This window comes from Tardiphaga sp. 813_E8_N1_3 (genome assembly GCF_051811025.1).
Taxonomy (GTDB): Bacteria; Pseudomonadota; Alphaproteobacteria; order Rhizobiales; family Xanthobacteraceae; genus Tardiphaga.
Window position 1 is genome coordinate 4,405,691 of the sequence record NZ_JBPWQE010000001.1, and the last position, 25,675, is coordinate 4,431,365.

Here is a 25,675-nt window from a genome sequence, read left to right on the forward strand (position 1 = left end):
TGGCCGGCTCAGCCCTTTCGCTTGATATGCGCGTCCGCCTTTGAATGGGCAGGCTGGGTCACACTGACCGGATCGGAGCCCGGAAAAGTCTCCTCCAACCCTTCGTCCAGCGCAACTTCCAGCTGTCGCTTTTCTTCGTCCGCGGCTGCCTTGCCGGCCCCGTGGCCTGCTGGATTTGTCGCTGGATTTGTCTTGGAGCCGGACATTCTGCCCTCCTTCAATTTCGACGACATCCCGATGACAAGGAAGATATGGCGGACCGCCTAACCATGCTAGATGACACCGAAACAAGCAAATACAAGCAAAGACAAGAACGGCTGGGACATCTCATGAAGCATATCACCTGCATCGAAGATCTTCGCCTCGAGCATAAGCGCAACGTGCCGAAGGCGTTCTTCGATTACGTCGACCATGGCTCCTATAGCGAAGACACGTTCCGCGCGAATTGCGAGGATCTGCAGAAGCTAAAGTTCCGCCAGCGTATTCTGGTCGATATCGCCAATCGCGACACCTCGACAACCATCCTCGGCGAAAAGGCCACCATGCCGCTGATCTGCGCGCCGGTCGGCTCAACCGGCTTGCAATATGGCGACGGCGAAATTCACGCCTGCCGGGCGGCGCAGGCGGCGGGCATTCCCTATACACTCTCGACGATGTCGATCAATTCGATCGAAGACGTCGCCGAAAATGTCGAGAAACCGTTCTGGTTTCAGCTCTATGTCATGAAGGATCGCGGCTTCATCAAGGAATTGATCGAGCGTGCCATCAAGGCGAAGTGCAGCGCGCTGGTGCTGACCGTCGATCTGCAGGTGATCGGCCAGCGTCATGCCGACATCAAGAATGGCCTGTCGGTGCCGCCTCAGATCTTGAATGTGAAGAACCTGATCGATTTCATGAGCAAGCCCGGCTGGCTGGTGCGCACGCTGAAAGCCAAGCGGCGCAACTTCGGCAACATCGCAGGCTTCGTGAAGAACACCGACGATCTCGGCTCCGTCGCGCAGTGGACAGCATCGCAATTCGATGCGTCGTTGAACTGGAAGGATCTCGACTGGATCCGCAGCATCTGGCCCGGCAAGATCGTGATCAAAGGCATTCACGATATCGAGGATGCCCGCGAGGCCGTGAAGGTCGGGGCGCAGGCGATGGTCGTGTCCAACCATGGCGGACGTCAGCTCGACGGTGCGCCGTCGTCGATCTCGGTACTGCCGGGGATCGCCGATGCCGTCGGCTCGGATATCGAAGTGATGTTCGACAGCGGCATCCGCTCGGGGCAGGACGTGATGCGCGCGATCGCGCTCGGCGCGAAATCCTGCATGATCGGCCGCGCCTATATCTACGGTCTCGGTGCCTATGGCGGCCCCGGCGTGACCAAGGCGCTGGACATCCTGCGCAACGAACTCAGCGTCACCATGGGCCTGTGCGGCGTGAATTCGATCGCCGAGATCGATAGGCACGTTTTGGTGCAGTGAGGCCTCGTCAGATCGCCGCGTCGATCCACGCGGCGATCGTATCGACGACTTTTTGCTCGATGCCGTAATAGCCGTGCGGCGACAGCGATCCGCAATTCGTGGACGAGCGCTGATCTCCGCCACTGACCCTGAGGACCTTGACGCGCGGCGCGCCAGTCATCGCTGCTGCGATCTTGTCGGCGTCTTCCGGCGGTGCGACATTGCAGCGATCGTCTGAATTGGCGACGACGAGTGCGGGCACATTGACTCGTTCAGTATGCGCGTCGAACACCGTCTCGTGGCTGCCACCAAGGCGCGACACCGACTCAGTGAGCATGATACCCGCGATCTGACCGTCACGCAGATTCGCTGCGCCGTTCATCGCCGCAATCGAGCCTTGGCTGGTCCCGAGCAGAAAGACCGGTCCCGGCGCCTGCGCATGAGCCGCAGCAACGAGATCACCAACGCGTGCTGCATATTGCGGCGAGCTGCGCAGCCCGCGCAAATTTTGACCATCGACAGTGTCGGGGATCAGCACCGCGAAACCCGCAGCATTCCAGAGCGCGCGCGAGCGAACGACGAAATTGTTGCCGTGGGCGATATCGCCATCCCAGACGATGCCTATATCGCCCGCTCCGCCGGGCAGCATCACGAGGGTCGCGCGTGGACGAGGCGGACTGACGTAGAGCGCGCGCTGATGATCGCCGCCGGGAAGTGGCAAGTTCAGCACGCGCTCTGTCGGGGCAAGTGTCTGCGCATCAACGAATTGCGGAGCAGACAACAAAAGAGATACGAGGATCAGGCACGGCCTCAGGAATGGTCTGCGCACGAGTGTCTCCGCAGTTTCAACCCTGTCACATTGGCGGCGTCAGCCCATCCAGCCCGACATTGACCCGCGCCGTCTCGAAAGTGCCGTCATCCTTCTTGGTAGCGCCCATGATGATGATCTTGGCGCCAGGCTTGAGTTCATCCTTGTTGCCCGGCACGAATGTCACGATCGGCGTGTCAGGCGTCACGGTCACTTTCTTTTCCCCGTCCTTGTACTTCACTGTCACCGTCTGGCCATCGGAGGCCTGGACCTTCTGATCTACGGTGGCATTGGTCATGCTGCTGTTGGGGCGCAGATCCCAGGGGCGCGAGCCTTCGCCGGTGCCGCGCATCGCTTCCGGAAAGATATGGATCGCGATGGCTTTCTGCGACCCATCGGCCTGCGGCATACCGGTCACGCCGATATAGGAGCCGGGCTTCACCTCGGCCATTGTCGTTCTGGCAATGCCGGTCACGGTGACATTGTCCGTCATCTTCACTTTGCGCTCATCGCCTTCGCGCGTCTTGATCGTCAGCACCGCGCCATCGACGGCTTCGATGGCACCACGGATGCGCAGGGGTTGCGGCTGCTGCGCTGATGCAGCGGAGATCAGCAATGAACCAGCGAGAAGTGAGCCCGCGAACAAGCGAGCCGAAGTCGATAAGATCTGAACCATAGGGGAATTTCCTTTGAAGGCAGCGCCCACCGCTGCAGATGGAAACCCCAAGGCCAAATAGCTATTCCCCGCTCACGCCACTGTGAGATCGGCCTCGACGAGGCGACGCAGTTCCGGCGTCACGTCGGGGCGCTGCCCGAACCACAGCTCGAAGCCACGCACGGCCTGATACAGCAACATGCCGAGTCCGTCCGCCGTGCGGAGGCCCCGCGCACGGGCAGCGGCGAGCAGCGGCGTATCGAGCGGCACGTAAACGAGATCGGCGACGACTGCCTGGTCAGGCAGCAGATCGAGGTCAATGATCAATGGCGGCTGGCCGCCCATCCCGAGCGAGGTGGTGTTCACCAGCAAGGATGCGCGCGGCAACATGCTGGCGACATTCTCCCACGCCAGCGGCACGACCCGCGAGCCGAATTGTGCTGCCATCGCCTCAGCGCGATCGAAACTGCGATTGGCGACATAGACATGTTTGATTCCGCGCTCGAGCAATCCGAACACCACTGCACGCGACGAGCCGCCCGCGCCGAGCACCAGCGCGTCATCGGCATGGTCCCAGTCCTGCGCGCAATGATCGAGATTATCGATGAAGCCCTCGATATCCGTATTGGTCGCGCGCAACGTGCCATGGTCGTACCATAGCGTGTTGGCGGCCCCGACGGCGCGCGCGCGGCGATCCGGCGCGGTGAGTTTCAGCACGCGCTCCTTATGCGGGATCGTCACATTGGCGCCGATGTAACCATGCTTGGACAGGTTCATCACGAATTCGGCCACGCCTTCCGGCGGAATCGACTCGATACTGTAGCCGCCCGGAATATCCATGCTGCGCAGCCAGTGATGGTGGATCAGTGGCGAGCGCGAATGTGCGGCAGGCCAGCCGATCAAACAGGCGGCGCGGGGCGAGGTCTCGTTCGGCATCATCCATCCTTCGCTTCAAGCGGAAGCGTGCGTAGCATAAAAATCATGCAGGGGCTCTTAATCATCCGACAGTTTTGCGGCGCACAGCAAGTCCGACAACGATGCAAACGATCAATATCGCAGCTGCGAGCAATTGCCGATGCCTCAGTGCAAGCTCGACGCCTCCTGGATCGCTGCAGCACGTCGGGTCTTGATCTCGCTGACGGCCGCTGCAACATCAGCACGGTATTTGACCAGCGGCGGTCGCGCGCCGTGGGTCAGCAGCGCCCGGCGCACGCCCTGCGAGGTGCCGGTGAGAATCACGCGGACGCCTTGTCGCTTTGCCTTCTCGGCAATGCCCTTGATCGCATTCGCAGCAGTGGAATCCAGGAAGGGCACCGCGGCAAAATCGATCACGAAAGCCTTGTGGCGATCCGAGAAGCCGTCGAGCACCGAACCAATGGTCGAGGCAGCGCCGAAGAAGAACGCGCCAGTGATGCGATAGACCAGCACGTCCGGATCGCTCGCCAACTTCGCATCGTACGGTGCGCGATCGCCATTGGCATCATCCGCGCGATCGGCAGCGACCAGCGGCCCATCAGCCTCTATCCCCGTGATCTCCGCCATGCGGTTGATGAATAGCACGGCGCCAAGCGCGAAGCCGACGAGAATGCCCTCCGTGAGATCGCGAAAAATGGTCAGCAAGAACGTCGCCAGCAGGACCAGCGCATCGCCCCATGACGAACGCAGCAGCATGATGAACTCATGCTTCTCCGCCATATTCCACGCCACCACCGCCAGCACGGCGGCCAGCGACGCGAGCGGAATGTAGCTCGCCAGCGGCGCTGCGATCAGAATGAACGCCAGCAGGAACACAGAATGCAGCATGCCCGAGACCGGCCCATGCGCGCCGGCCCGGACATTGGTCGCGGTCCGCGCGATGGTGCCGGTCACGCAGATTCCTCCAAACAAGGCTGAGCCGATGTTGGCAACGCCTTGCGCCACCAACTCGCAGTTCGACCGGTGCCGCCGCCCTGTCATGCCATCGGCGACAACCGCCGACAAAAGCGATTCGATGGCGCCGAGCAGCGCGAAGGCAATGGCATCGGGCAGGATGGCCTGCAATTTGGCGAAGGACATCGCGGGCAGCGTCGGCAACGGAAACGATTGCGGAATGCCCCCGAAGCGAGTGCCGATGGTTTCCACGGGCAGCGCCAACGAAGCTGCCGCGACGGCGCTCGCGACCACCGCGATCAGAATGCCGGGCCATGATGGCCGCAGCATCCGAAGCCCGACAATGATCGCGAGCGAGACGATGGTAACGGCAACGGCCGCAGCGTTCACCGTCGGCAACGCGGAACCCAGAGCCTCGAGCTTGGGAATGAGATCTCCTGGCTCCTTGCCAGTCAACGTCAACCCCAACAGATCCCTGATCTGGCTGGCGAAGATGATGACGGCGATGCCGGCTGTGAAACCGACCGTGACCGGATAGGGAATGAACTTGATGTAGGTGCCGAGCCGGAGATAGCCCGCCGCCATCAGAAAAACGCCTGACATCATGGTGGCGAGGATCAGTCCGTCGATCCCATGGCGGCTCACGGTAGCAGCCACCAGCACGATGAAGGCGCCGGCTGGGCCGCCGATCTGAAAGCGGCTTCCGCCCAGTGCAGACACAAGGAAGCCGCCGATCACAGCAGTTATGAGACCACGATCCGGCGACGTCCCCGAGGCAATGGCGATCGCCATCGACAACGGAAGCGCGACGATCGCCACCGTCAAACCGGACAAGATGTCGGCGCGCAGATCGGCGATGCCGTAGCCTTCGCGCAGCACCGTGATCAGTTTCGGCATGAACAGTTCGGCGAAGGTCGGCTGATGCGCCCTCCACACGCGATTTCTGGAAATCTCCATTCCCGACTCGCCCCTGTCACCCGCCGCGGATCACGATCGAGGCCGCGGCCCGTTCTCAATCCGTCAGCTTTGGCTCTTCAAGTTTCGGTGGTGGACCGGGCTGTTTCAGCCTCACCCCTCGTCCGCCGGCATCGCTGCGAACGTTCTCGCCGATCAGATCGACGCCTGAGCGATCCAGGGCATCGACAACCTTGATCAACGAATCCACCACGCCTCTGACGTTGCCATCACTCGCTTCCATGCGCTGAATCGTCGGCAGCGAGACGCCGGCCAGTTCCGCCAGCCGCTTTTGATCGATCCCCAACAACGCCCGCGCTGCGCGCATCTGAAACGACGTGATCAAGCTAATCTTCCTGTTTATAGAGTCTTATATCAAATATAAAACGGCTTCAATGATGTTTAAAACATCATTGAAGCCGTTTGAAATTGGTATAGCCGGAAAACGTGCAGCTACGGACCGATCCCGGCCAGGTTCGCCACAAAATCATCGACGGCTGCTCGGCCACCGAACCTGATCTTCGCGTTCGGGAATTGCGCGAACAATGCCTGATGTCCGGCAAAGGATGTGGACGTCGTTCGCTGCCAGTAGTCCTCCGCCCATCCAAGAAAGTCGGCATGCTCCTCGGCTGTCGCGCCGCGCCAGGGGCCACGCGCACCAAGACTGTCGCGGCAGACCTGCGGACTCATATCGAGCCAGATCAGCGTCGTCGCACGCGCGAACGCGGCTTCGGCCAGCCAGCCATAGACGCCTTCGATGATCCAGCTCGGCTTGGCAGCAAGGGCGGCAACCCGCTCCCTTGCTTCCTCCTCGTCGCGCTTCACTCCGACCCTGTCCAGCCAATGGATATGATCAAGATCCGTGCGTTCGCCACCGACGCGGCTTTCAAGCTGCCGCGCCAGCGTGCTTTTGCCCGAGCCGCTATTGCCGATGATCACAACCCGCGGTCCAAGCGTCATGGGCCACTGTACTAAGCCGCCACCCGATGCGCCGCAACGATCTGGTCGGCGGTGCGGCCCGAGACTTCGGCCATGTGGTCGAAGCTGCGGGTGAAGCTGCCGGCACCGGCGGTGGCCGATCGCAGCTCGACGATCAGGTCGCCGATCTCCGCTTCCGGCAACAGCGCGCGCACCGTGTCCCAGCCCGGCCAGTTGTCACGGGTATCGAAGCCGAGGATCTGGCCGCGCCGTCCTGACAGGATGGCGTTGACCTTGGCCGTGGCCTCGGTTGGACAGACGATCTCCACCGTATGGATCGGCTCCAGCAGCACTGGCTGGCATTGCGGCAGCGCCTCGGTGAAACCGATGCGGGCAGCCGTCCGGAACGCCTGATCGGAAGAATCGACGCTGTGATAGGACCCGTCGGTGAGCGTCACCTGCACGTCGATGACAGGAAAACCGAGCGGACCACGCTGCAGCCCGTCGACGACGCCTTCCTGCACCGCGGGAATGTAGTTGCGCGGCACCGCGCCGCCGACCACCTTTTCCTGGAATGCAAAGCCTTCGCCGCGCGGCAACGGGCCTATCTCCAGCACAACGTCGCCAAACTGGCCGTGACCGCCGGACTGTTTCTTGTGCCTGCCGCGCTGGGTAATCGGTTTACGGATGGTCTCCTGATAGCCGATCACCGGCGCATGCGATTTGACGTTGATGCCGAAGCGGTCGTGCAGGCGCTCCATCGCCACGCGCAGATGCATCTCGCCCTGCCCCCACAACACCACGTCATGGGTCTGCGCGTTATTGACCACCGCAAGCGACGGATCTTCCTCGGTCAACCGCAACAGCGCCTGGCCGAGCTTGACGTCGTCCTTGCGATCGGCGGACGCCAGCGCCATGGCCAGCACGGGCGACGCGGCCACGACATTCACCAGAGACGCCGGCACGGTCTTGCCGGTCGAGATCGTGTCGCCGGTCCTGACATGATCGAGCTTGCCGAGCGCGACGGTCTCGCCCGCATCGGCCGATGCGCGCTTGCTGTCATGTCCGCCGCTCGCCGCAAGAATGCCGGAGACACGCCCGCTTTCGCCAGACGAGGACAGCAATGTTGCGCCATCATCGAGATGACCACTCAGCACGCGCGCGTAAGACAGCTTGCCGCCATGCTGCAGATGGCTGCTCTTGAACACGTAACCGATCGCATCCTTGCTATCGGGCACGCCGAGGCGCTTCGCCGTCTCGGCCACGCCGGGTGCCTCGTGGCGTAGCGCCTTCATCAGCCGCAGCACACCGTTCTCGCGCATCGCCGAGCCCAGCAGCACCGGACAGATCACCCCCTCGCGCAATTCGCGTGCGAGATCGTCGAACACGGCATCGGCCGGCGGCGCGATGTCGTCAAGCAACTGCTCCATCAGCGCGTCGTCATGATCCGCAAGCTTCTCCAGCATAGAGAAACGCGCTTCCTTCTCGCGGTCGAGATCGCCGCCTTCGAGCTTGATGACCTCGGACGCCTTGTGCTCGCGATAGACGAAAGCGCGCTCCAGCGCGAGATCGACGAAGCCGGCGACCAGGTCGCCGTTCCAGATCGGGATCTGCCGCAGCACCAGCGGCACGCGCGAGGCCGGCTGCAATGTGGCTAGCGTCTCGCGCACGCGCTTGTGGGCGCGGTCGATCTTGTTGAGAAACAGAAATCTGGGAATGCCGAGGTCTTCGAGTTCGCGCAGGATCAATTGCAGCTGCGGCAATTTTCGCGCATCTGCCTCGCAAACCACGATGGCTGCGTCGACGGCGGGCAATGCCGCGCGCATGTCATGTGCGAACTCCACCGAGCCCGGACAGTCGATGAATGTGTAGCTGTCGCCCATGAAAGTGGTAGTGGCCGCGGTGAGGCCGACGCCCATCTTGTGGGCTCTGGCTTCCGCATTGGCATCGCCGATACTCGTACCGTTATCGACGCTGCCGGCCCGCGGGATCGCCCCGGTGCGGGCCATGATCGCTTCAAGCAGTGTGGTTTTTCCGCTCTGGAAGGGGCCCACCAGCGCAATGCACTTTGCGGCATTGCCTTGTGGACCTTGGGGACTTCTCAGGTCTTGTCCCATTGCCGCCTCCTTGTCTGGAGCTCGGCCCGTGATTGGGTCGGCCATCAATGCTCGACCCGGTCCGGACATTTGGCAAGACGGAAACGTCGCTGCGATGCGGAAGGCACAATCAAATGTGGTGGGATCACGATACGAAAAATCCGGCTCCGCATATGGCGAAGCCGGATTAGACGCGTTCAAGCGACCGTTGTAGCGATCAGCGGCCCGGGCGCAGTTCCAGGCTTTCGAGACCGGCGGCAACATTGAGGCCGGTCGAGCCCTGCAGACTGAGCGGCTGTAGCGCGATCGAATTCTGCGAACCGCCAACCAGCACATTGGCGCCGAGGCCGACACCGAACGAGGCCGAACCCTGTGCCCCGGCATAGTTGCCGGACAGATCGCCCTGACCCGGATAGTTCACAGGTGCGAACACGGCCCATGACAGTGCGGTTTCCTGGGTGATGCCAAGGTCGATGCCCACCTTGCGGATGGTTGCGACATAAGGCTGGTCCGGACGACCCGTGCCGGTGAGCACGCAGCCGAGATTGGTCACCGACCCGACGACGAAGCCGACGCTGGCGCCGCCGCGGCAATTGAGAACGCCGAGTTGAACGGGCTGCTGGGCCTGCGCGCTGAAGGCAACGAAGGTCGAGGCGGCAAGGCCGAGAAGGAGCGAAAGGCGGCTCATCGAGTGATCTCCGGGTGAACGGTGTGATGCATGGATCCTTGACGCGGAGGCTTCAATCACTTCCGCGTCAACTGAACTATCCATAGCCAATGATACCGCTCAATGACAGCGCCACGCATGTGGCGCGCGCAACAAAAAAGGCCCGCTCACGCGGGCCTTTTCGTTAACCTTGCCGATCGCTTACACGATCGCAGCGATCACTTAGCGGTGGCTACGATGACCACGCTTGTGGCGACGATGACCGCTGACGGGACCGGTCGATTCCAGTTCGAGCTGAACGATGCCGCTGGCGACGTTCAGACCGGTCTGGCCCTGCACCGAGATCGGCTGCAGCGAATAGGTGTTGCCCGGACCGCCAACGAGGAAGTTGCCGCCGAAACCGAGGCCAACCGACGCGTTGGTGCCGACGCCGCCGTAGCTGCCGGCGAGCGCACCGCGGGGAACGCGGGTGGTCGGAGCGAAGGCAGCCCACTGCACGGTGGTGTTTTCGGTGAAGCCGAGATCAAGGCCGAAACGGCGGATGTTGGCGACGTAACCTTCGGCGCGGCCACCGGCGCTCTGGAAGACGCAGTTGAGGTGCGCATTCGAACCGACCACGTAGCCGACGTTCTGGCCGCCACGGCACTCCAGCACGCCAACCTGAACGCTGCCAGGCTGCTGTGCATTTGCGGTCGCAACCGACGCCGCAAAGGCCACGGCCGTCAGGCCGAACATCTTGGAAAGTCGCATAGTGTTACTCCACCTTGGGGATTTTAATAGCGAGGGGACAAGAAGGAAGCGCCGTGTCGAAAACAAGGCGCTTCCCGGAATAAGCCCCGAAATCGTCAAAAGTTTCGGGGCAGGTTTTGTTACCGAAGATTTCCGCAGAAGCGCTGGATGCGCTTACAGGCATCTTCGAGATCGGACGTTTTCGTCGCGTAGGAGATGCGGAATGCCGGGCCAAGGCCGAAGGCCGAACCCTGCACCACCGCCACGCCTTCGGTTTCCAACAGTTCTGTGACGAAGTCTTCGTCATTGGCGATAACCTTGCCCGAAGGCGCAGTCTTGCCGATGGTGCCGGCGCAGGACGGATAGACGTAGAATGCGCCTTCCGGACGCGGGCAGTTGATGCCCGAGGCCTGATTCAGCATTGCCACCACGAGATCGCGGCGCTCCTTGAACACGGCATTGTTCTTCGGGATGAAGTCCTGCGGACCGTTGAGCGCTTCGACGGCTGCCCACTGCGCGATCGACGACGGGTTCGAGGTCGACTGCGACTGGATGGTCGCCATTGCCTTGATGAGCTCGGCGGGACCACCGGCGTAACCGATGCGCCAGCCGGTCATGCAGTAAGCCTTGGAGACGCCGTTCACGGTCAGCGTGCGATTGAACAGAGACGGTTCGATCTGTGCCGGCGTGGTGAACTCGAAGTCGTCATAGACGAGGTGCTCATACATATCGTCGGTCATCACCCAAACGTGAGGATGCTTCACGAGGACATCGGTGAGCGCCTTGAGCTCCGACTTCTTGTAGGCGGCGCCCGTCGGGTTGGACGGCGAGCACAGGATGATCCACTTGGTCTTCGGCGTGATCGCCGCTTCCAGCGCGGACGCCTGCAGCTTGAAGCCGAACTCCGCGGTGCAGACCACGGACACAGGCGTGCCGCCGGCCAGCGCCACCATTTCCGGATAGCTCACCCAATACGGTGCCGGGATTATGACTTCGTCACCCGGGTTCAGCGTCGCCATCAGCGCGTTGTAGAGCACCTGCTTGCCGCCGGTGCCAACGATGATCTGGTTCGGCTTGTAGGTCAGGCCGTTCTCGCGCTGAAACTTGCCGATAATGGCTTCCTTCAGTTCGGGAATACCGTCCACGGCGGTGTACTTGGTCTTGCCGGCCTCGATGGCGTGAATCGCTGCCAGCTTGATATTCGCCGGGGTGTCGAAATCGGGCTCGCCCGAACCAAGACCGATGACGTTGCGGCCGGCTGCTTTCAGCGCACGTGCTTTATCCGTCACCGCGATCGTCGCGGACGGCTTCACACGGTCGAGCGCAGCGGACAAAAACGACATCATCTTCTCCTGAGAAAGGTCGCGGACCCGCGGTCGGCGACGTCAAAATGGCTGATCCTGCTGGGATCGGCGCACCCTAGTGCGTGTAATCCTGCATCGCAAGAAGGTTGGGCAAAAACACATCTGGAAGTGATGCAATTCAGCAAGCGTTAAACGGGGGACGATAGCGTCATCCGTACGCTGCAATCGACGATTTGAGCCAAAATGCACCCTTAGAATGATCCGGATCTGGCAGCACATTGAAAGCGGCGCATGGCTGACCCTCGAACGCGTGCGGGCTTACAGCCTGATCGTGCTCGCTCTGGGCATGTTGGCCTTCGCCGGCTGGATTGCGGTCTCGGATGGCGTGATCGACCGCAACGGCAAGCCGATCGGGACCGATTTCTCAAGCTTCTATACCGCGGGAGCGCTCGCCCTCGAGGGCAAAGCCCTCGATAGTTATACGGTAGCGGCGCACTACGCGCGCCAGCAGCAACTTTTCGGCAGCGATACCCCTTATTACGCCTGGTTCTATCCGCCGATTTTTCTGCTGGTCGCAACTCCGCTGGCAATGCTCCCTTACCCGCTCGCGCTTGCTATCTGGCAGGGCGGCAGCTTCGTATTCTACCTGCTCGTGATCTCGGCGATCCTGAAACGAGCCGCCCTGCCTGATGCGATGCATCGCCTGTGGCTCCCGGTAGCGATGGCGTTCCCAGCGGCATTCATCAATCTCGGTCATGGTCAGAACGGCTTTTTGACCGCGGGCCTGTTCGGCAGCGCCCTGCTCGCACTTCCGCAGCGCCCTTATCTTGCAGGCATCCTGTTTGCGCTGATGGCCTACAAGCCGCAATTTGCCATCGTCATTCCGCTGGCGTTATTCGCGGCGGGCCAGTGGCGATGCATCGCTGCAGCAACCATCACCGTCATCGCTCTCACGGGTATCACGAGCGCCTTGTTCGGCATCGACTGCTGGATCGCTTTCGCATCTGTTACCGAGACATCGCGTCAGCTCCTGCTCGAACAGGGACAGGTCGGATTCGAGAAACTGCAGAGCGCATTCGCGGCAATACGGATGTGGAGGGGAAATATCGCATCCGCGTATCTCGTCCAGGGCATCGTCTCGATCGCCGTGATTGCCAGCGCAGTCTGGGCGTCGCGCGTGGCACGTGACACAAATCTCAAGGCCGCAATCCTGTTGATCGCAACCCTTCTCGCTTCGCCGCACGTGCTCGACTACGATCTGATGCTTCTCGGTCCAGCCATTGCATTCATGGTCGTAACCGGCTTCCGCAGAGGATTTCGCAACTATGAGATCACACTGCTGGCATTGACATGGATCATGCCGCTGCTGACGCGCAGCATTGCCGGGGCCATCGAACTGCCGCTCGGCTTTCTGGTGATGATCGCTTTCTATATCATCGTGCTGCGGCGCGCCCTCGCTGATAACAGCACATCGCCGCACCTTCACACACGGATCGCGGCAGCGTGATCTTCCATTGCGGAATGCTGCCGGACATACATTTTTCTCAATCCAGACTGCTGCAGCCGTTTTCGACTTTTTCCAGTCCTTGGGCCTTGCGACAGGCTCGCATCAGCATCATTGTCTAACCGCGATCTGCGCTGGCCAATCGCGCAGTTGCCTTGACCTGAAATGAATCGAACACCTGCGAATGTACAAACTCTATTCGATGCAGCGCTCTGGCAATAGCTACAAGGTTCGCCTCGCGCTGGCGCTCTTGAGCGCGCCTTATCGCGCCATCGAAGTGGACATTCTGCGCGGCGAGAGCCGTACCCCGGAATTTCTGGCCAAGAATCCCAGCGGCCAGGTGCCGTTGCTCGAGATCGCCGAAGGCCGCTATCTCGCCGAGTCCAACGCCATTCTCTGGTATGTCGCAATCGGCACGTCTCTGGCGCCGGAATCGCGCATGGACCGCGCCGAAGCCATGCAGTGGATGTTCTTCGAACAGCACGCCCTGGAGCCGAATCTCGGCGCCGCCTATTTCTGGCTGTGCCTGGTGCGCGGTGGCCGCGACCTGCAGACCCACGCGCTGGAAGACTGGATGGAGCGTGGCTATGCCGCACTGCAGGTGATGGAGAATCACCTCAAGATCCATGACTTCTTCGCCGCGGGCCAGCTGACCATCGCCGACATCGCGCTATACGGTTACACCCACGTCGCCGAGAAGTGCGATTTCGACCTGTCGAGCTTCCCGTCGATCCGCCGCTGGCTGCGTCTGGTGGAAACCCAGCCGGGCTTTATCTCCATGGACTGGCACCCGACCTCCTCGGAATACGATACTTTGGACGTAGTGGCCGACGCATAAGCCCGGAAATAGCGGGCATAAGTGCTGTGAATGCCATTTTCCCGCCATAGTTACGGCCAATCCCGCCCAAATCTCGCCTGCCGCAGCTGCGAATTTGTAGCACGCGGGTGATTCGCCCGCGATTTGAAGGATTTACGGCCATGATACGGTCGCTTCGCGTGGGTGCAGGATTTCAGGCGCGCCCCACGTCCATCGCATCCACCCGGTTGACCCACGCCGTCGCGGCGTCGCTCGCGGTTGGCTGTCTATCGCTCTGCGTCATCCTCGCCCTGACCGTGATGTCGATCCCGGTGGCGAGTGCGATGCCGCTCTGACGGTCCCCACAATTCATAAACACTCAGCCGCGATGCCGCGCATCGCTTATGCAACTTGCGACTCCGCGATGGAGCCATACCGATGAAAAGGCCCGTGATCTGGGTCACCGTCACGTTGACGGCGGCTATCGTCGTGACCGCGAGCCTTCTGATCGCCACGACCACCCGTGGCGAAAACACCTCATTCGGCTCGTCGGCCGGCAGGCTCGAAGTGCAGACCGTCGCCTCCGGCCTCGCTCATCCATGGGCGCTGGCGTTTCTGCCCGAGGGCCGCATGCTGGTCACCGAACGGCCCGGCCGCATCCGTATCGTCTCACCGCAGGGACAGTTGTCGCCTGCAGTGAAAGGCGTGCCCGAGGTTATGGTCGTCGGCCAGGGCGGTTTGCTCGACGTCATCACCGACAAGAACTACGAGCAGAACACCACGATCTACTTCTGCTACTCGGAACGTTCGGGCAGCGGCGCTCGCACGGCGATCGCGCGCGGCAAGCTTGTCGAGGGCCCTGCGCCGCGGCTTGATGACATGAAGGTGATCTTTCGCCAGGACGGCCCGCTGTCGTCGGGCAATCACCACGGCTGCCGTATTGTGCAGGCGCCTGACAACAACCTGTTTGTTACGCTCGGCGAACACTATAGCGGCCGCGATCAGGCGCAGAGTCTTGATAATCATCTCGGCAAGCTGATCCGCATCGCGCCGGATGGCTCGGTACCGAAGGACAATCCGTTTGTCGGCCGCGACGGCGCCAGGCCAGAGATCTGGAGCTACGGTCATCGCAACCAGCAAGGCCTCGCCATCAATCCGGCAACAGGCGACTTGTGGGAGACCGAGCACGGGCCGCGCGGCGGCGATGAAGTGAACATCATCGGCAAGGGCAAGAATTACGGCTGGCCGGTGATCGGCTATGGCATCGACTATTCCGGCGCGAAGATCCACGAAACCACGTCGAAGCCCGGCATGGAGCAGCCGGTGAAATACTGGGTGCCGTCGATCGCACCATCGGGCATGACTTTCTACACCGGCGATCTCTTCCCGCGCTGGCGCGGCAGCCTGTTCACCGGCGCGCTGGCCGGCCAGATGCTGGTGCGGCTGCAGCTCAACGGCAATACTGTCACCTCCGAAGAGCGCATCCTACAGAATCTCAACGAACGCATCCGCGACGTCCGGCAGGGACCGGACGGCGCGCTGTGGCTGCTTACGGATAGTTCGGCGGGGCGGATTTTGCGCGTTACGCCGGCAAGCCGATAAGGCCTTTCCAAACTCGGTTGCCCACCCGCGAAAACGGGTGATCCAGTAAACGCAGACGCCTGTGTTGAGCATCAATGCCTGTGTTTACTGGATCGCCCGATCCGAGCGCCCAATCGCGCGCCAGGTCGGGCGATGACAGGTGAGTGATGACCTCACCACTTGTGGAAAATAAAGAACGCCCCGAGCGCGATGAAGGCAAAGCCCAGCGCGTGATTCCAGCCGAGCGGCTCCTTCAGATACAGCACCGAAAATACAGCAAACACGACCAGCGTGATAACTTCCTGCATCGTCTTGAGCTGGGCGGCATTGTAGACCTCGCTACCCCAGCGGTTGGCGGGCACAGCAAGCCAATACTCGAAGAAGGCAATGCCCCAGCTCACCATGATGACCAGGGACAGCGAATGGTCCTTGAATTTCAGATGGCCATACCAGGCAAAGGTCATGAAGATATTCGAGGCCAGCAGCATCAAAATCGGCAACAGCAGGGGCGGAATGGTGAAGGGCATTCGATCGGGATCCTTTTCAAATCGCGGCGCTAACATTCAGAGGCCGGTGCCGGTTCCGGTGGCATCGATAGCATTTGAAACGAACAAAGGGAAAATGATGCCGCGGCTCTCCACGCGCCCTTAGCGATACCGCCGGGAAATTGTGGGCCTTTTTGCAACCAGCGGCCAACCTGCGTTAATTACCTTTGTACGCACACAGGTACAGCCGATGCAGTACGATTGGCGACTGATTCTCGATCCGGGAATTGAAACGGCGATCATCGTGATCGCAGCCGTCGGGATCACTTTGGCAATCCGCCTCTTTCGGCTGCGACGCGCGGCCCGGGCCCGCGAGAACGAGCAGCACGCCACTGCCCAGCGCCTCTCCGCCGCGCTCGACCAGATCGATATCGGTGTCGTGCTTCTCAATGCCGACACCCGCGCCGAATTCATCAACCGCGCCTTCCGCGACTACTTCATGCTCCCCGACGAGAAGGCCGACAGCAAGCCGCCGCTGATCGCGCTGATGTATCACGCACGCGATACCCACGCTTACGCCCTCCCCGACGACGAGGTCGACAGCTTCATCGCCAGGCGCGTCGAGATGATCCGCGCCGGCAATTCCACGCCGACGACGTTGCGCCTCGCCAATGGCTGGGTGCTGCGGCTGAGTTGTGCTGTGCTGCCCGATGGCGGGCGGATGCTGAGCTACACTCCGGTGACCGACCTCATTCGCCACACTGACGAACTCTCGGAGCGCGACTATTATCTGGCGCTGCGTGAAGGCGACGTGTTCGGCCCACACCGGCTGGACGCAGCCGAATAGGGCGCAAAGCCACCTGTGGATATCCCGGGTTGTCATGGCGATGTCACTCGCCCCGGCTAGGCTCCCCATGCAGCCGGTTGCTTCCCCCCGTCGCCAATCGGGTGCTTCCCCAGCGGTCTCCGTCAGTTGCCGCGCTGACCGGGACCGCTTCTTTTTGCCTGCGCAACCACTTTGCCTGCGGAAGCCGGCCCCGGTATAATAAACCCATGATCCGTTTCGCCGCCGTCCTGCTCTCCTTGACCATGCTGACGCTGCTGCTGGCGCCGTTTCAGCTGATCGCACTGGCCTTCGGCCTGCGCTGGCAGCAGAGCATTCCGCATCTGTTTCACCGCATCCTTTGCGCGCTGATCGGCGTGCGCATTCACGAGGTCGGCAAGCGGACATCAGACACGCCGGTACTGATCCTCTCCAATCACGTCTCATGGCTCGACATCATCATCATCGGTGCCCGGGCGCCCGTGGTATTCGTCGCCAAGAGCGAAGTTGCCAAATGGCCGGTGTTCGGCTGGCTTGCCAAATTGCAGCGCACGATTTTTGTCGAGCGCGAGCGCCGGCAAAAGACCGGCGCGACGGCGCAAGAAATCGGCGACCGCATGTTGTCCGGCGATGCCGTGGTGCTGTTCGCCGAGGGCACTTCCAGCGACGGCATGCGCGTGCTGCCGTTCCGCTCGGCGCTGATTGGCTCGGTGCATCATGCGCTCGGCGAGTCCACGCATCATGACAAGATCACCGTGCAGCCGATGTCGATTGCCTATGTCGGGTTCGGCGGGTTGCCGGTCGGCCGCGCCTTTCGCGAGAACGTGGCGTGGTATGGCGACCTCGACCTGATCCCGCATTTCATCGGCATTCTGTCGTCGGGCGCCATCGACGTCGTCGTAAGCTGGGGCGAAGCCGTCGCCTATGACATGTCCACTGATCGCAAGACCATCACGCGCGACGCGGAAAACGCCGTGCGACGCATGACATCCGCAGCGCTGCGCGCCGGCCCGCCGCGGAAGACCCCGGCCGCCCTGCCCGCGCCCGAAGCTCAAACGCCCGAGTCCGCTTCCGCCATCGCCTGAGCGCCCGCGCGACTGCCATGATGCAGAGTGTCTTGCTGCACGACGAGGCGCGCGCCATAACCTTCGTCCGCGCTTCCCTCACAAGGCACACTCATCATGGAAATCCGTAATCTCGGCCGCTCCGGCCTTCGCGTCTCCGCCGTCGGTCTCGGCTGCAACAATTTCGGCCAGCGCACCGATCTGGAGACCTCGCGCAAGGTCATCCACAAGGCGATCGATCTCGGCATCACACTGTTCGACACCGCCGACATCTATGCCGGCATGGGCGGCTCCGAGACGGTGCTGGGTGAAGTGCTCGGCGATCGCCGCAAGGACATCGTGCTGGCGACGAAGTACTGCAAGCCGATGAGCAATGACGGCAGCAAGCAGGGCGCCTCGCGCCGCTACATCATGAGCGCCGTCGAAGCCAGCCTGAAGCGGCTGAAGACCGACTATATCGATCTGTATCAGCAGCACGATTACGATGCGCTGACGCCCATCGAAGAAACGCTGCGCACGCTCGACGACCTCGTGCGCCAGGGCAAGGTGCGCTACATCGGCAATTCCAACTTCCCGGCCTGGCGCATCGCCGAAGCCGAGATGGCCGCACGCCAGATGGGCGTTGCGCCTTTCGTGTCGTGCCAGGACGAATACAGTCTCGTGGTCCGCGACATCGAGAAGGACCTGCTGCCGGCCGCGCAGCATTTCAACCTCGGCCTGCTGCCGTTCTTCCCGCTCGCCAACGGCCTCCTGACCGGCAAATACAAGCCCGGCGCCGAGCCGCCGGCCGACTCACGCTTCGCCAAGGCCCCCGCTTTGCGCGAACGCTCTGGCACGGCGCGCAATCAGGCGATCGTCGAGAAGCTCGACGCCTTCGTGAAGGCCCGCGGCCACACGCTGCTCGAACTCGCCTTCTCCTGGCTTGCCGCCCGCCCGCAAGTCTCCAGCGTCATCGCCGGCGCCACGCGCGTCGAGCAGATCGAGCAGAATGTGAAGGCTGCCGAGTGGAAGCTGACGGCGGAGGAGATGAAGGAGATCGACGGGATTACGCTGGGGTAGCGCTTTCTTTCCCTCCCCCAAGCGCGGCGTAGCCGCGCGCAGTGGGGAGGGTGGCGCGTTGCGAGCGCAGCGAGCAAACGAGACGGGTGGGGTGCCACGCACTCTGCAGCGCGTGTGGCACCCCACCCGTCTCGAACCGCTTCGCGGTCGATCCACCCTCCCCACTGCGCGGCTTCGCCGCTTGAGGGAGGGATTAAGCAGCCACCAATCCCTTCGCCGGCTTCACCAGCGCACTGTCAGGAAACACTTGCTCGGCCAGTGCACGCTCGCGGATGCCGAGGTGATCGTGCAGCACGCCCTTGAAGATCGCGCGCAGGTCCGTGGTCGGGGCGAGATCGCGGGCTTCATAGAGCTTGCCATTCGCAAGGCCCGGCCAGTCCGCAATCACCCGGCCGCCTTTGATCGCGCCGCCGGCAAGCAGCGCGATCGTGCCGGTACCGTGATCGGTGCCGGCCGTGCCGTTGATCTTGGCGGTGCGACCGAACTCCGTAGCGACAACGACGATCGTGTCCTTCCAATGCGCGCCCAACCCGCTCTCGAATTCCGCCAGCGCGCCATCGAGACCGCCGAGCAATTGCGCAAGGCGCCCGACCGGGCCGCCTTCCTGCGCATGGGTATCCCAGCCGTCGAAAGCCAGCGCCGCGATGCGCGGGCCGTCATCGGCCGCCATCAGCTTCGCTGCACCGCGCGCGACCTGGCGCATCGCCTCATTGGGATTGCCGCCGCCTTTCGGCTTCATCGCATCGCCGACCGCAATCTTGTCGAGATTCAGACCCTGCGACAGCGCCGTCGCCAGAGCGGGATCGCGATCCTGATACAATTGCATCAGCCGCATCGCCGTATCATCGGCCGCATTGGGCAGATTGACCGGCGCCCAGCCCACCGTCGGCGCGGCGCCGCGTAGCACCAGCGGCGTGGTCGGTCCGATCGCTAGACCGGACGAGACGCGTTCGCCGCGCGGCAGCGATTCAATGGCGCGGTTGAGCCAGCCGGACTGCACGCGCCCGGGGCCGGCATAGCCGCTCTCCAGCACGTCCTGTCCGTCGAAATGCGAACGCTCGCGATAGGACGTCGCCACCGCATGGACCACAGCCGCCTTCTTGTCGCGATACATCCGCGCGAATTCCGGCATTGCCGGATGCATGCCGAAGAACGAGTCGAGCGCGATAGCCGCGTTCGGGCCATCTTTCGCCAACGCGATCGAGCCGTGCAGGCCGGCGTAATCGGGATCGCCGAGCGGCGCGACAGTGGCGAGGCCGTCGAGCGCACCGCGCAGAATCACGACGATCAGGCGCGGATCGCGCGCGTCGGCGGCGCGGGCAAATTTCGGCAGATAGGCCCAGGCCGCAAAGGCTGCGCCTGATAGCAAGAGCGATCGGCGTGTGGGGCCGAGCATGCGGCTTTCACAGCAGTCCATCGTCATCTCCTCTGGAATTCCGGCGACATCAGCAGCAGCGTCAAGGCCTGTTGCCGCGTCTCCGCGCGCGCGATCGTCTGTCGTGTTTCGGATGACGCCGCCTCGCCGGCGACCACGTCCAACATCTCGCGCGGATCGATACTGTCGGGCAGCCGCGTGGAAATCTGAGCCGCGAGATCGAGCCGCAACTTCATGCCTTCGGGCACCGCCCAAGCGGCATTGCCGTCCGGAAAGCCGTTCGGCCCCGGCGGCGTCCAGAGCGACTGGCCGAGCGTCTGTAGGCCCGCGAAGTAGCGGCCGGGATCTTCGGGAATGCGCGCCAGCAGGCGGCCGGTCGAGATCAGATATTCGTAGGGCGTGCGCAGCGTGGCCATCGGCATCTGCCACGCTTCATTGGAGTCGAGCAGCGCGAGCGCCAGCGCCTTCAGATCGCCATCAGTCTTTCTGAACACGCCTTCGAGGCGCGCCAGCAGTGCCGGTGGCGGCGCGTCCGCCACGAAATGCTGCGCGAATTTCCTGGCGATGAATTTCGCCGTCGACGGATGCCGCGCGAGATCGGCGAGCGCGGCTTCGCCCTGCGTTACGCCGGCGTCGTCATAGGTCTTGTCCAGCAATTGCTGCGGCCCGGGCTCATGCGCATTGGCGTTGAAAGCGAAGCTGCCGGGGGTGCCGATCTTTCCTTCGCGGCCGGCAAAGGTCCAGCCGGTGATGATGCGCGCCAGCGATGTCACGTCGGCTTGCGTGTAACCGCCGCCGACGCCGAGCGTGTGCAGCTCCATGATCTCGCGCGCGAGATTTTCGTTGAGGCCGCGCTTGCCCCTCTCGCCGGCTTTCGAGTTCGGGCCGATCGACTGCTGGTTGTCGAGAAAGAACAGCATCGCCGGATGCTGTTCGACGGCTTTCAGCATGTCGGCAAATTTACCGAGCACATAAGGGCGGATCGCCTCGCGTTCGAAGGAGCCAGCCCACATCCGCGCCGGGTCGCCCTTGCTGGCCGAGATGCAGAAATGGTTCGACCAGAACACCACCAGGCGCTCGACGAAGCCACCCTCGGTAATGGTCGCGCGCTGGATCCGCGCCAGCGCTTCTGCGCGATAGGTCTTCTGCACCACATTGGGCGGCAGCGCGACGGCCGGCGGCGGCTTCGCCGCATCGGGCTGCACTGTCATGGTGGTGTTGCCGGTCATGGCATTATTCATATTGGCCGGTGCGTCCGGCTTCTTGTCCATCGCGGCCGGGCTCGCTTCCACCGGCACCAGCGCCGGCGTCTTCAGCGCCGCCTCGCGCGCCGTCTTCACCTCGAGCTGATAGGCGAACATCGCCAGCCCCAGCTCCGTCGTCGATTGCAGGCCGGGCAATTCCAGCAGCGCGGCATTGGGACGCGCGAGCTCGGCTTTCACGAAGCCGCGGGGATCGGAGGCCGCATTGATGATATCGCCGGAGGCGCCCCCCCGCGCGCCGAAGCCGAATCGGTTCAGCGCAATCAGCGCGCCTTGCGGGTCGCGGGCCATCGGATTTCCCTCATTCTGCCTTCGTCCTATGATGCATCTGGCCATCACAGGCGCCACACCCGATATACGGGTGGAACAGATGAACCCGGCATGAAAATCGCGCTGAAATTTGGGCTGCTTTCATGAATTATCGGACAGAAACTGCACAGCCGCTCAGCCGCCGCCTCACCTGTTCGGACTGCGGGACTGAATTCGGCTGCGACCTGTCCGGCAATTGCTGGTGCGCCGAGGAGACCGCGAAACTGCCGATGCCAACCACAGGCGGCGACTGCCTGTGTCGCGACTGCCTGCGCGCCAAGGCGGCAGCGGCGGCGCACGCCACGACCTGACGGACGTGCTGCCGGCACCACCCGTTCGTTCAAACTTGAGCGAAACGGTCACGAGACGATTAAGCCTGAGAACATCGCAAGGCACGTAGTTACCTCACATTAAAGCCGCCTCGGTTTATGCAATTTCCGATTGAAACCCGTGCGGGATTGCCATGAACCGTATTGCCCTTTTCGTGAGCGTCGCCGTCAGCACCTTCGTCATCGGCGTCTGGGCCGCGCGCGGATTTCCGACGCGCTCGCCGTTCACGTCGCCTGCCAAACCCATGGCGGCGACGGTCGATGCAACATTCGGCAACGACAAGACCGAGCAGGTGCGTGAGCGGCGGACCCAGGAAGCGATTAACGATCCGGACAACGCCAAACGCAATCCGTTGCGTATGGAAGCGCTGCAGGCCGCCACCGGCTATGCGCTGTCGCCCTGTGATGCCAGCATGAAGGCCAATCTCGTGGCAGCAACCACGGCCTATGCAGCGGGCTATGCCTGGCGGGACAAATGCAATCCCATGTTCGGCAATTGCGAGGCCGTACTGGAGCGCGCCAATGTCATGTACTCCTCGCCGCTCGATCAGCGCGTACGCGCCGCCCTGAACGAGGCCTTCGAGAAGGGTGGAATCAGCAAAGACGACTTCCCGCCGAAACTGCAAATGGAGGTGATGACGCTGGCAAACAGCCAGGGCAATCCGGTCTCCGCCTGTACACGGCCGACCGAACGGCCGCGCCGATGAAACTCCTTTACGTCATAGCGGCCATTGTCCTCTGGCAGATCGCCGGCTGGGCCTTTACGCCCGCTCCACCGCCGAAGCAGTTGCCGAACAGCGACCGTGCTTACGGCTCCGACGAGAAATACCTTGTCGAGGGCCGCGAGAAACAACGGCAGAGCGCTTTCCGGGCCCTCGCGCGGCCGACCGGCAGCCTGTGCACCGAAGAAGGCCGCAAGGAGTTCATCAGTGGTCTCGGCGAATACTACTATCACCGGCAGAACCAGATGGAGCGTTATCCGGAGAATTTCGGGAAACTCGGCGCCGACTACATCGCCAAGCAATGGGCCAGCACAGATGACAAGCGCATCGATCGCCTGACCCAGGAAGCCTATAGCAAGGGCTATTTAAAGCCGGACGAGTTCCAGGCCGTTGCCCGTAAGATGATCCAGACCGTGGTGAAGGGCGAGCGCGTTATCGCCAAAGGCTGCGCCTGAGATCACCGACCGAGGTAACGCGAACGCAGTGGCGTCTGCGTGGTGCACGACGAAATCATCGTTCCAGCCGCGATGTCACCGACATAAGCGTGCCGATTGCCGCGCTTGCCTACACCATGCCCGCGCTGCGCCGGTCACGATCGGGTTGCGCATAGTAGCTGCGTTTGGCTTGCAGCATTTCCATATCGGCGCGCTTGACTACGGCTTCGAGCCGCTCGCCGGTCCGGCCGGTGGCAATCCCGGTGGAGAGACTCAGCACCAGATCGGGATAGTACTGATTGTTGACTTCAATCAGCCCGGCTAACGACGCGAGCACGGCTTCGCCTCCGATGGCATCGGTCCCGGGCAACACAACGGCGAATTCGTCGCCGCCGATCCGCGAGACGGTGGCCGGCTTCTCGACCAGTTCGCCAAACACCTCGCCGGCACGGCGCAGCAATGCGTCGCCTGCGGCATGGCCAAGTTCGTCATTGGCCGTTTTCAAGCCGTTGAGATCGGCAACGATCACGGTGACCGATTGCGATCCCTTGCGTTCGAGCCGGTTGAGTTCGTCCACGAAGAACGAGCGGTTCGTGGTGCGCGTCAATACGTCGTGGGTGCCGAGATATTCCAGATAGGCTTCCGCCTTCTTGCGCGCGGTGATGTCGGTCAGCGCGACCTGCACCTGTGACCAGTCGCGCTCATGCCCGGGCAAGACCGAGAACTGCAGCAGCAGATGAAGCTTGGTGCCGTCGAGCGCGTAGTTGACGACCTCGCGCTGCTGGAACAGCTTGCCCTCCCAGAGGTCGATCAGTTGTTCGCGGAAATGTGGCTCCATCTCGTCGCGAAACACATCCGACAATTGACGGAGTAGTGTCTCCTTGTCGGGTGCACCGAACAGTTCCAGCGTACGGCTGTTGACATCAAGCACGCGGATTTCGCTCATGCAGCGCAGGACGAATTCCTCATGCACATCCGTGAACACGCGAAAATCCTCGATGCCCCGCGCGCGGACGTCGTCCACCAGGCGCTTGACGCCACTGAAATCCTCGACCCACAGCGACACCGGCGAATGCGCGAACAGGCCGAACGCATAATTCTCGCTCTCCGCAAGGCGACGACGCGCGCCTTCGCGTTCGGTCACATCCTCGATGGCGATCATCACGCGATCCCAACGCTCTTCATGTCCGGGCAGAACAATGCCGTGCAGCTGGATATCGAGGCGCTCGCCCTTCAGCGTGTAGTTGACCGTATGGCTGGAAAAATGATTCCGGCCGCTCCAGAGCTGGGCCAGTTCCGACACATGACTCTTGAACGTATCGTCGCGCATCACCAGACCGAGGCTGAGCGTCAGGTGAGACAGGTCGCGCGCGCCGAACAGTGACAGCGTCTTGCGATTGACCTTGAGAATGCGGATGTGCTGCGAGCACTCACGGACCCGTTCGGGATTGGCGAGCAGGAACGTCTCGATATCGTCGACCCCCTGCGCCTGCCACTGCTCGAACAGCGCCTTCACATCGCTGTAGTCCTCGATCCAGAGCGAGACCGGAGCAAGGTCGAACATCACGGCATCGTCGGCGAGATTGATAGGCGGAACGGACATAGAGACCTTGGCGCGTGGGACAATGTGAATCGTTGAGGTATTCCCTTATAGCGGGAGTTACAGGGAATATCCTCGGATTTTCACAAAGGCACCAAGCACCACCGAGAACAACGCTGGTATGCGGACATGAATACCAGCGTTTACTCAATTCATCGCCCGTAGATAGTGGAACTCAAACCGGATAGCCGGTCGAGTTCCGTGCCATGCCGTTAAAAGCATCAAGCATTCTTTCGCGCCACACATAGATCGCGTCGTCTTCCGCCAGCAGCTTGAACGGCGAGATCGCGCGCGCCCACTGGAACGGACCGAACACGATGTAGTCGGCATAGTTTGGCGCGGCGCCGCCAAGGAACGGCTGCGTCTTCAGGGTGAGGCGCATCGGATCAAGCGACTTGCGGAAGGCATCGACGCCCGTGTCGCGATTGGATGCGACCTCTTCCAGCGACTTCTTGAACCGCGCTTCGCGGCTCTCGCGGAAATAGACCTGATCGACCGGACGCAGATGACCATGAATATCCGCGACGATGAACGGAAACATGCCGGCGACCACGACCGTGTCGCCCCACCAGTTCAGCATCCGCCCCATGGCACGGCCGCCCTCGCCGCCGAACAGTGACGGGCGATCCGGATAGGTGTCTTCGAGATAATTGGCGATCGCCCAGGAGTCGCTGACCGCGCGTTCACCATCGAGCAGCACCGGCACCTTTTCAGATTTGTGCGGCTTGATCGCGTCCTTTTCGGTGAAACGCCAGGGTACCGACGTCGCTTCGAGGCCCTTATGCGCCAGCGCCATCCGGATGCGCCAGCAGAACGGGCTGAAGGGACGATCTTCTTCGGTACCGACCAGTTCGAACAGTTGCAGCGCCATGATTGCTTCTCGT

Annotated in this window: 26 protein-coding genes and 1 pseudogene; 11 read left to right on the top strand and 16 right to left on the bottom strand. The window is 62.2% G+C overall.

Going from position 1 to position 25,675, the window contains the following annotated elements; genetic code table 11:
* Positions 1 to 8: 8 nt before the first annotated feature.
* The gene (locus AB8A33_RS20825; RefSeq protein ID WP_439094516.1) at positions 9 to 206 is read right to left on the bottom strand and encodes a hypothetical protein; all 198 of its coding nucleotides are present in this window, start codon (positions 204 to 206) and stop codon (positions 9 to 11) included.
* A 123-nt stretch (positions 207 to 329) separates the two neighbouring features.
* Here AB8A33_RS20825 and AB8A33_RS20830 point away from each other — a divergent pair, with 123 nt between their 5' ends.
* Entirely contained in the window at positions 330 to 1,469 is a 1,140-nt protein-coding gene (locus tag AB8A33_RS20830; protein WP_439094518.1) for an alpha-hydroxy acid oxidase, read from the top strand.
* 7 nt (positions 1,470 to 1,476) lie between these two features.
* On the opposite strand, the gene AB8A33_RS20835 is transcribed toward AB8A33_RS20830, so the two are convergent.
* The 10 genes from AB8A33_RS20835 to AB8A33_RS20880 form a co-directional block, all read right to left on the bottom strand.
* Positions 1,477 to 2,277: an alpha/beta hydrolase gene (locus AB8A33_RS20835; protein ID WP_439094520.1), complete on the bottom strand. Its 801-nt coding sequence runs from the start codon at positions 2,275 to 2,277 to the stop codon at positions 1,477 to 1,479.
* A 25-nt stretch (positions 2,278 to 2,302) separates the two neighbouring features.
* Positions 2,303 to 2,932: a hypothetical protein gene (locus AB8A33_RS20840; protein WP_315840871.1), complete on the bottom strand. Its 630-nt coding sequence runs from the start codon at positions 2,930 to 2,932 to the stop codon at positions 2,303 to 2,305.
* A 72-nt stretch (positions 2,933 to 3,004) separates the two neighbouring features.
* The gene (locus AB8A33_RS20845) at positions 3,005 to 3,850 is read right to left on the bottom strand and encodes a shikimate dehydrogenase (RefSeq protein WP_439094522.1); all 846 of its coding nucleotides are present in this window, start codon (positions 3,848 to 3,850) and stop codon (positions 3,005 to 3,007) included.
* A 141-nt stretch (positions 3,851 to 3,991) separates the two neighbouring features.
* On the bottom strand, positions 3,992 to 5,737 hold the full coding sequence (locus tag AB8A33_RS20850) for a SulP family inorganic anion transporter (RefSeq protein WP_439094524.1): 1,746 nt from the start codon (positions 5,735 to 5,737) through the stop codon (positions 3,992 to 3,994).
* Between the two features lie 55 nt (positions 5,738 to 5,792).
* The gene (locus AB8A33_RS20855; protein ID WP_439094526.1) at positions 5,793 to 6,080 is read right to left on the bottom strand and encodes a helix-turn-helix domain-containing protein; all 288 of its coding nucleotides are present in this window, start codon (positions 6,078 to 6,080) and stop codon (positions 5,793 to 5,795) included.
* Positions 6,081 to 6,187: 107 nt separating this feature from the next.
* A complete protein-coding gene (locus AB8A33_RS20860) occupies positions 6,188 to 6,694 on the bottom strand; it encodes a hypothetical protein (RefSeq protein WP_439094527.1) in 507 nt (168 codons plus the stop codon).
* Between the two features lie 11 nt (positions 6,695 to 6,705).
* Positions 6,706 to 8,769 carry an elongation factor G gene (locus AB8A33_RS20865; protein ID WP_439094528.1) on the bottom strand — a complete coding sequence of 688 codons (2,064 nt, stop codon included), beginning with the start codon at positions 8,767 to 8,769 and terminating at the stop codon, positions 6,706 to 6,708.
* A gap of 196 nt (positions 8,770 to 8,965) precedes the next feature.
* The gene (locus AB8A33_RS20870; protein ID WP_439094529.1) at positions 8,966 to 9,436 is read right to left on the bottom strand and encodes a DUF992 domain-containing protein; all 471 of its coding nucleotides are present in this window, start codon (positions 9,434 to 9,436) and stop codon (positions 8,966 to 8,968) included.
* Positions 9,437 to 9,637: 201 nt separating this feature from the next.
* A complete protein-coding gene (locus AB8A33_RS20875; protein ID WP_439094530.1) occupies positions 9,638 to 10,165 on the bottom strand; it encodes a DUF992 domain-containing protein in 528 nt (175 codons plus the stop codon).
* Positions 10,166 to 10,284: 119 nt separating this feature from the next.
* Positions 10,285 to 11,487 (bottom strand): pyridoxal phosphate-dependent aminotransferase, encoded by a 1,203-nt coding sequence (locus tag AB8A33_RS20880; protein WP_068731379.1) that lies wholly within the window; start codon positions 11,485 to 11,487, stop codon positions 10,285 to 10,287.
* A gap of 217 nt (positions 11,488 to 11,704) precedes the next feature.
* Between AB8A33_RS20880 and AB8A33_RS20885 the strand changes: the two genes are divergently transcribed.
* From AB8A33_RS20885 to AB8A33_RS20900, 4 genes are all read left to right on the top strand, one after another.
* On the top strand, positions 11,705 to 12,955 hold the full coding sequence (locus AB8A33_RS20885; protein WP_439094531.1) for a glycosyltransferase family 87 protein: 1,251 nt from the start codon (positions 11,705 to 11,707) through the stop codon (positions 12,953 to 12,955).
* Between the two features lie 181 nt (positions 12,956 to 13,136).
* Entirely contained in the window at positions 13,137 to 13,790 is a 654-nt protein-coding gene (locus AB8A33_RS20890) for a glutathione S-transferase family protein (RefSeq protein ID WP_439094532.1), read from the top strand.
* A gap of 140 nt (positions 13,791 to 13,930) precedes the next feature.
* Positions 13,931 to 14,104: a hypothetical protein gene (locus AB8A33_RS20895; RefSeq protein WP_175367576.1), complete on the top strand. Its 174-nt coding sequence runs from the start codon at positions 13,931 to 13,933 to the stop codon at positions 14,102 to 14,104.
* 82 nt (positions 14,105 to 14,186) lie between these two features.
* Positions 14,187 to 15,350 (top strand): PQQ-dependent sugar dehydrogenase, encoded by a 1,164-nt coding sequence (locus AB8A33_RS20900; RefSeq protein ID WP_439094533.1) that lies wholly within the window; start codon positions 14,187 to 14,189, stop codon positions 15,348 to 15,350.
* Positions 15,351 to 15,502: 152 nt separating this feature from the next.
* Here the strand turns inward: AB8A33_RS20900 and AB8A33_RS20905 are convergent, their stop codons facing one another.
* Positions 15,503 to 15,856, bottom strand: a complete 354-nt coding sequence (locus tag AB8A33_RS20905; RefSeq protein ID WP_439094534.1) for a DMT family protein — start codon at positions 15,854 to 15,856, stop codon at positions 15,503 to 15,505.
* 244 nt (positions 15,857 to 16,100) lie between these two features.
* Here AB8A33_RS20905 and AB8A33_RS20910 point away from each other — a divergent pair.
* The 3 genes and pseudogenes from AB8A33_RS20910 to AB8A33_RS20920 all read left to right on the top strand — a co-directional run.
* A pseudogene (locus tag AB8A33_RS20910) lies at positions 16,101 to 16,661 on the top strand (PAS-domain containing protein); the annotation flags it as partial.
* Between the two features lie 206 nt (positions 16,662 to 16,867).
* Positions 16,868 to 17,722 carry a lysophospholipid acyltransferase family protein gene (locus AB8A33_RS20915; protein WP_439094535.1) on the top strand — a complete coding sequence of 285 codons (855 nt, stop codon included), beginning with the start codon at positions 16,868 to 16,870 and terminating at the stop codon, positions 17,720 to 17,722.
* Positions 17,723 to 17,818: 96 nt separating this feature from the next.
* Positions 17,819 to 18,760 (top strand): aldo/keto reductase, encoded by a 942-nt coding sequence (locus AB8A33_RS20920; protein WP_439094536.1) that lies wholly within the window; start codon positions 17,819 to 17,821, stop codon positions 18,758 to 18,760.
* A 193-nt stretch (positions 18,761 to 18,953) separates the two neighbouring features.
* Here the strand turns inward: AB8A33_RS20920 and AB8A33_RS20925 are convergent, their stop codons facing one another.
* Both AB8A33_RS20925 and AB8A33_RS20930 read right to left on the bottom strand, forming a co-directional pair.
* The gene (locus AB8A33_RS20925; RefSeq protein ID WP_439094537.1) at positions 18,954 to 20,183 is read right to left on the bottom strand and encodes a DUF1501 domain-containing protein; all 1,230 of its coding nucleotides are present in this window, start codon (positions 20,181 to 20,183) and stop codon (positions 18,954 to 18,956) included.
* A complete protein-coding gene (locus tag AB8A33_RS20930; protein ID WP_439094538.1) occupies positions 20,180 to 21,688 on the bottom strand; it encodes a DUF1800 domain-containing protein in 1,509 nt (502 codons plus the stop codon). The genes AB8A33_RS20925 and AB8A33_RS20930 overlap by 4 nt, the downstream gene beginning before the upstream one ends.
* A gap of 122 nt (positions 21,689 to 21,810) precedes the next feature.
* Between AB8A33_RS20930 and AB8A33_RS20935 the strand changes: the two genes are divergently transcribed.
* The 3 genes from AB8A33_RS20935 to AB8A33_RS20945 all read left to right on the top strand — a co-directional run bounded on the left by AB8A33_RS20935 (position 21,811) and on the right by AB8A33_RS20945 (position 23,212).
* Positions 21,811 to 22,017, top strand: coding sequence for a cysteine-rich CWC family protein (locus AB8A33_RS20935; protein WP_439094539.1), 207 nt, complete (start codon positions 21,811 to 21,813; stop codon positions 22,015 to 22,017).
* Between the two features lie 152 nt (positions 22,018 to 22,169).
* Complete coding sequence (locus AB8A33_RS20940; protein WP_439094540.1) at positions 22,170 to 22,742, top strand: hypothetical protein; 573 nt, start codon at positions 22,170 to 22,172, stop codon at positions 22,740 to 22,742.
* Complete coding sequence (locus AB8A33_RS20945; protein WP_439094541.1) at positions 22,739 to 23,212, top strand: hypothetical protein; 474 nt, start codon at positions 22,739 to 22,741, stop codon at positions 23,210 to 23,212. Before AB8A33_RS20940 ends, AB8A33_RS20945 begins: the two co-directional genes overlap by 4 nt.
* Before the next feature lie 109 nt (positions 23,213 to 23,321).
* On the opposite strand, the gene AB8A33_RS20950 is transcribed toward AB8A33_RS20945, so the two are convergent.
* Both AB8A33_RS20950 and AB8A33_RS20955 read right to left on the bottom strand, forming a co-directional pair.
* On the bottom strand, positions 23,322 to 24,794 hold the full coding sequence (locus AB8A33_RS20950; protein ID WP_439094542.1) for a sensor domain-containing diguanylate cyclase: 1,473 nt from the start codon (positions 24,792 to 24,794) through the stop codon (positions 23,322 to 23,324).
* Positions 24,795 to 24,966: 172 nt separating this feature from the next.
* The gene (locus AB8A33_RS20955; RefSeq protein WP_439094543.1) at positions 24,967 to 25,662 is read right to left on the bottom strand and encodes a glutathione S-transferase family protein; all 696 of its coding nucleotides are present in this window, start codon (positions 25,660 to 25,662) and stop codon (positions 24,967 to 24,969) included.
* Between the last annotated feature and the right edge of the window lie 13 nt (positions 25,663 to 25,675).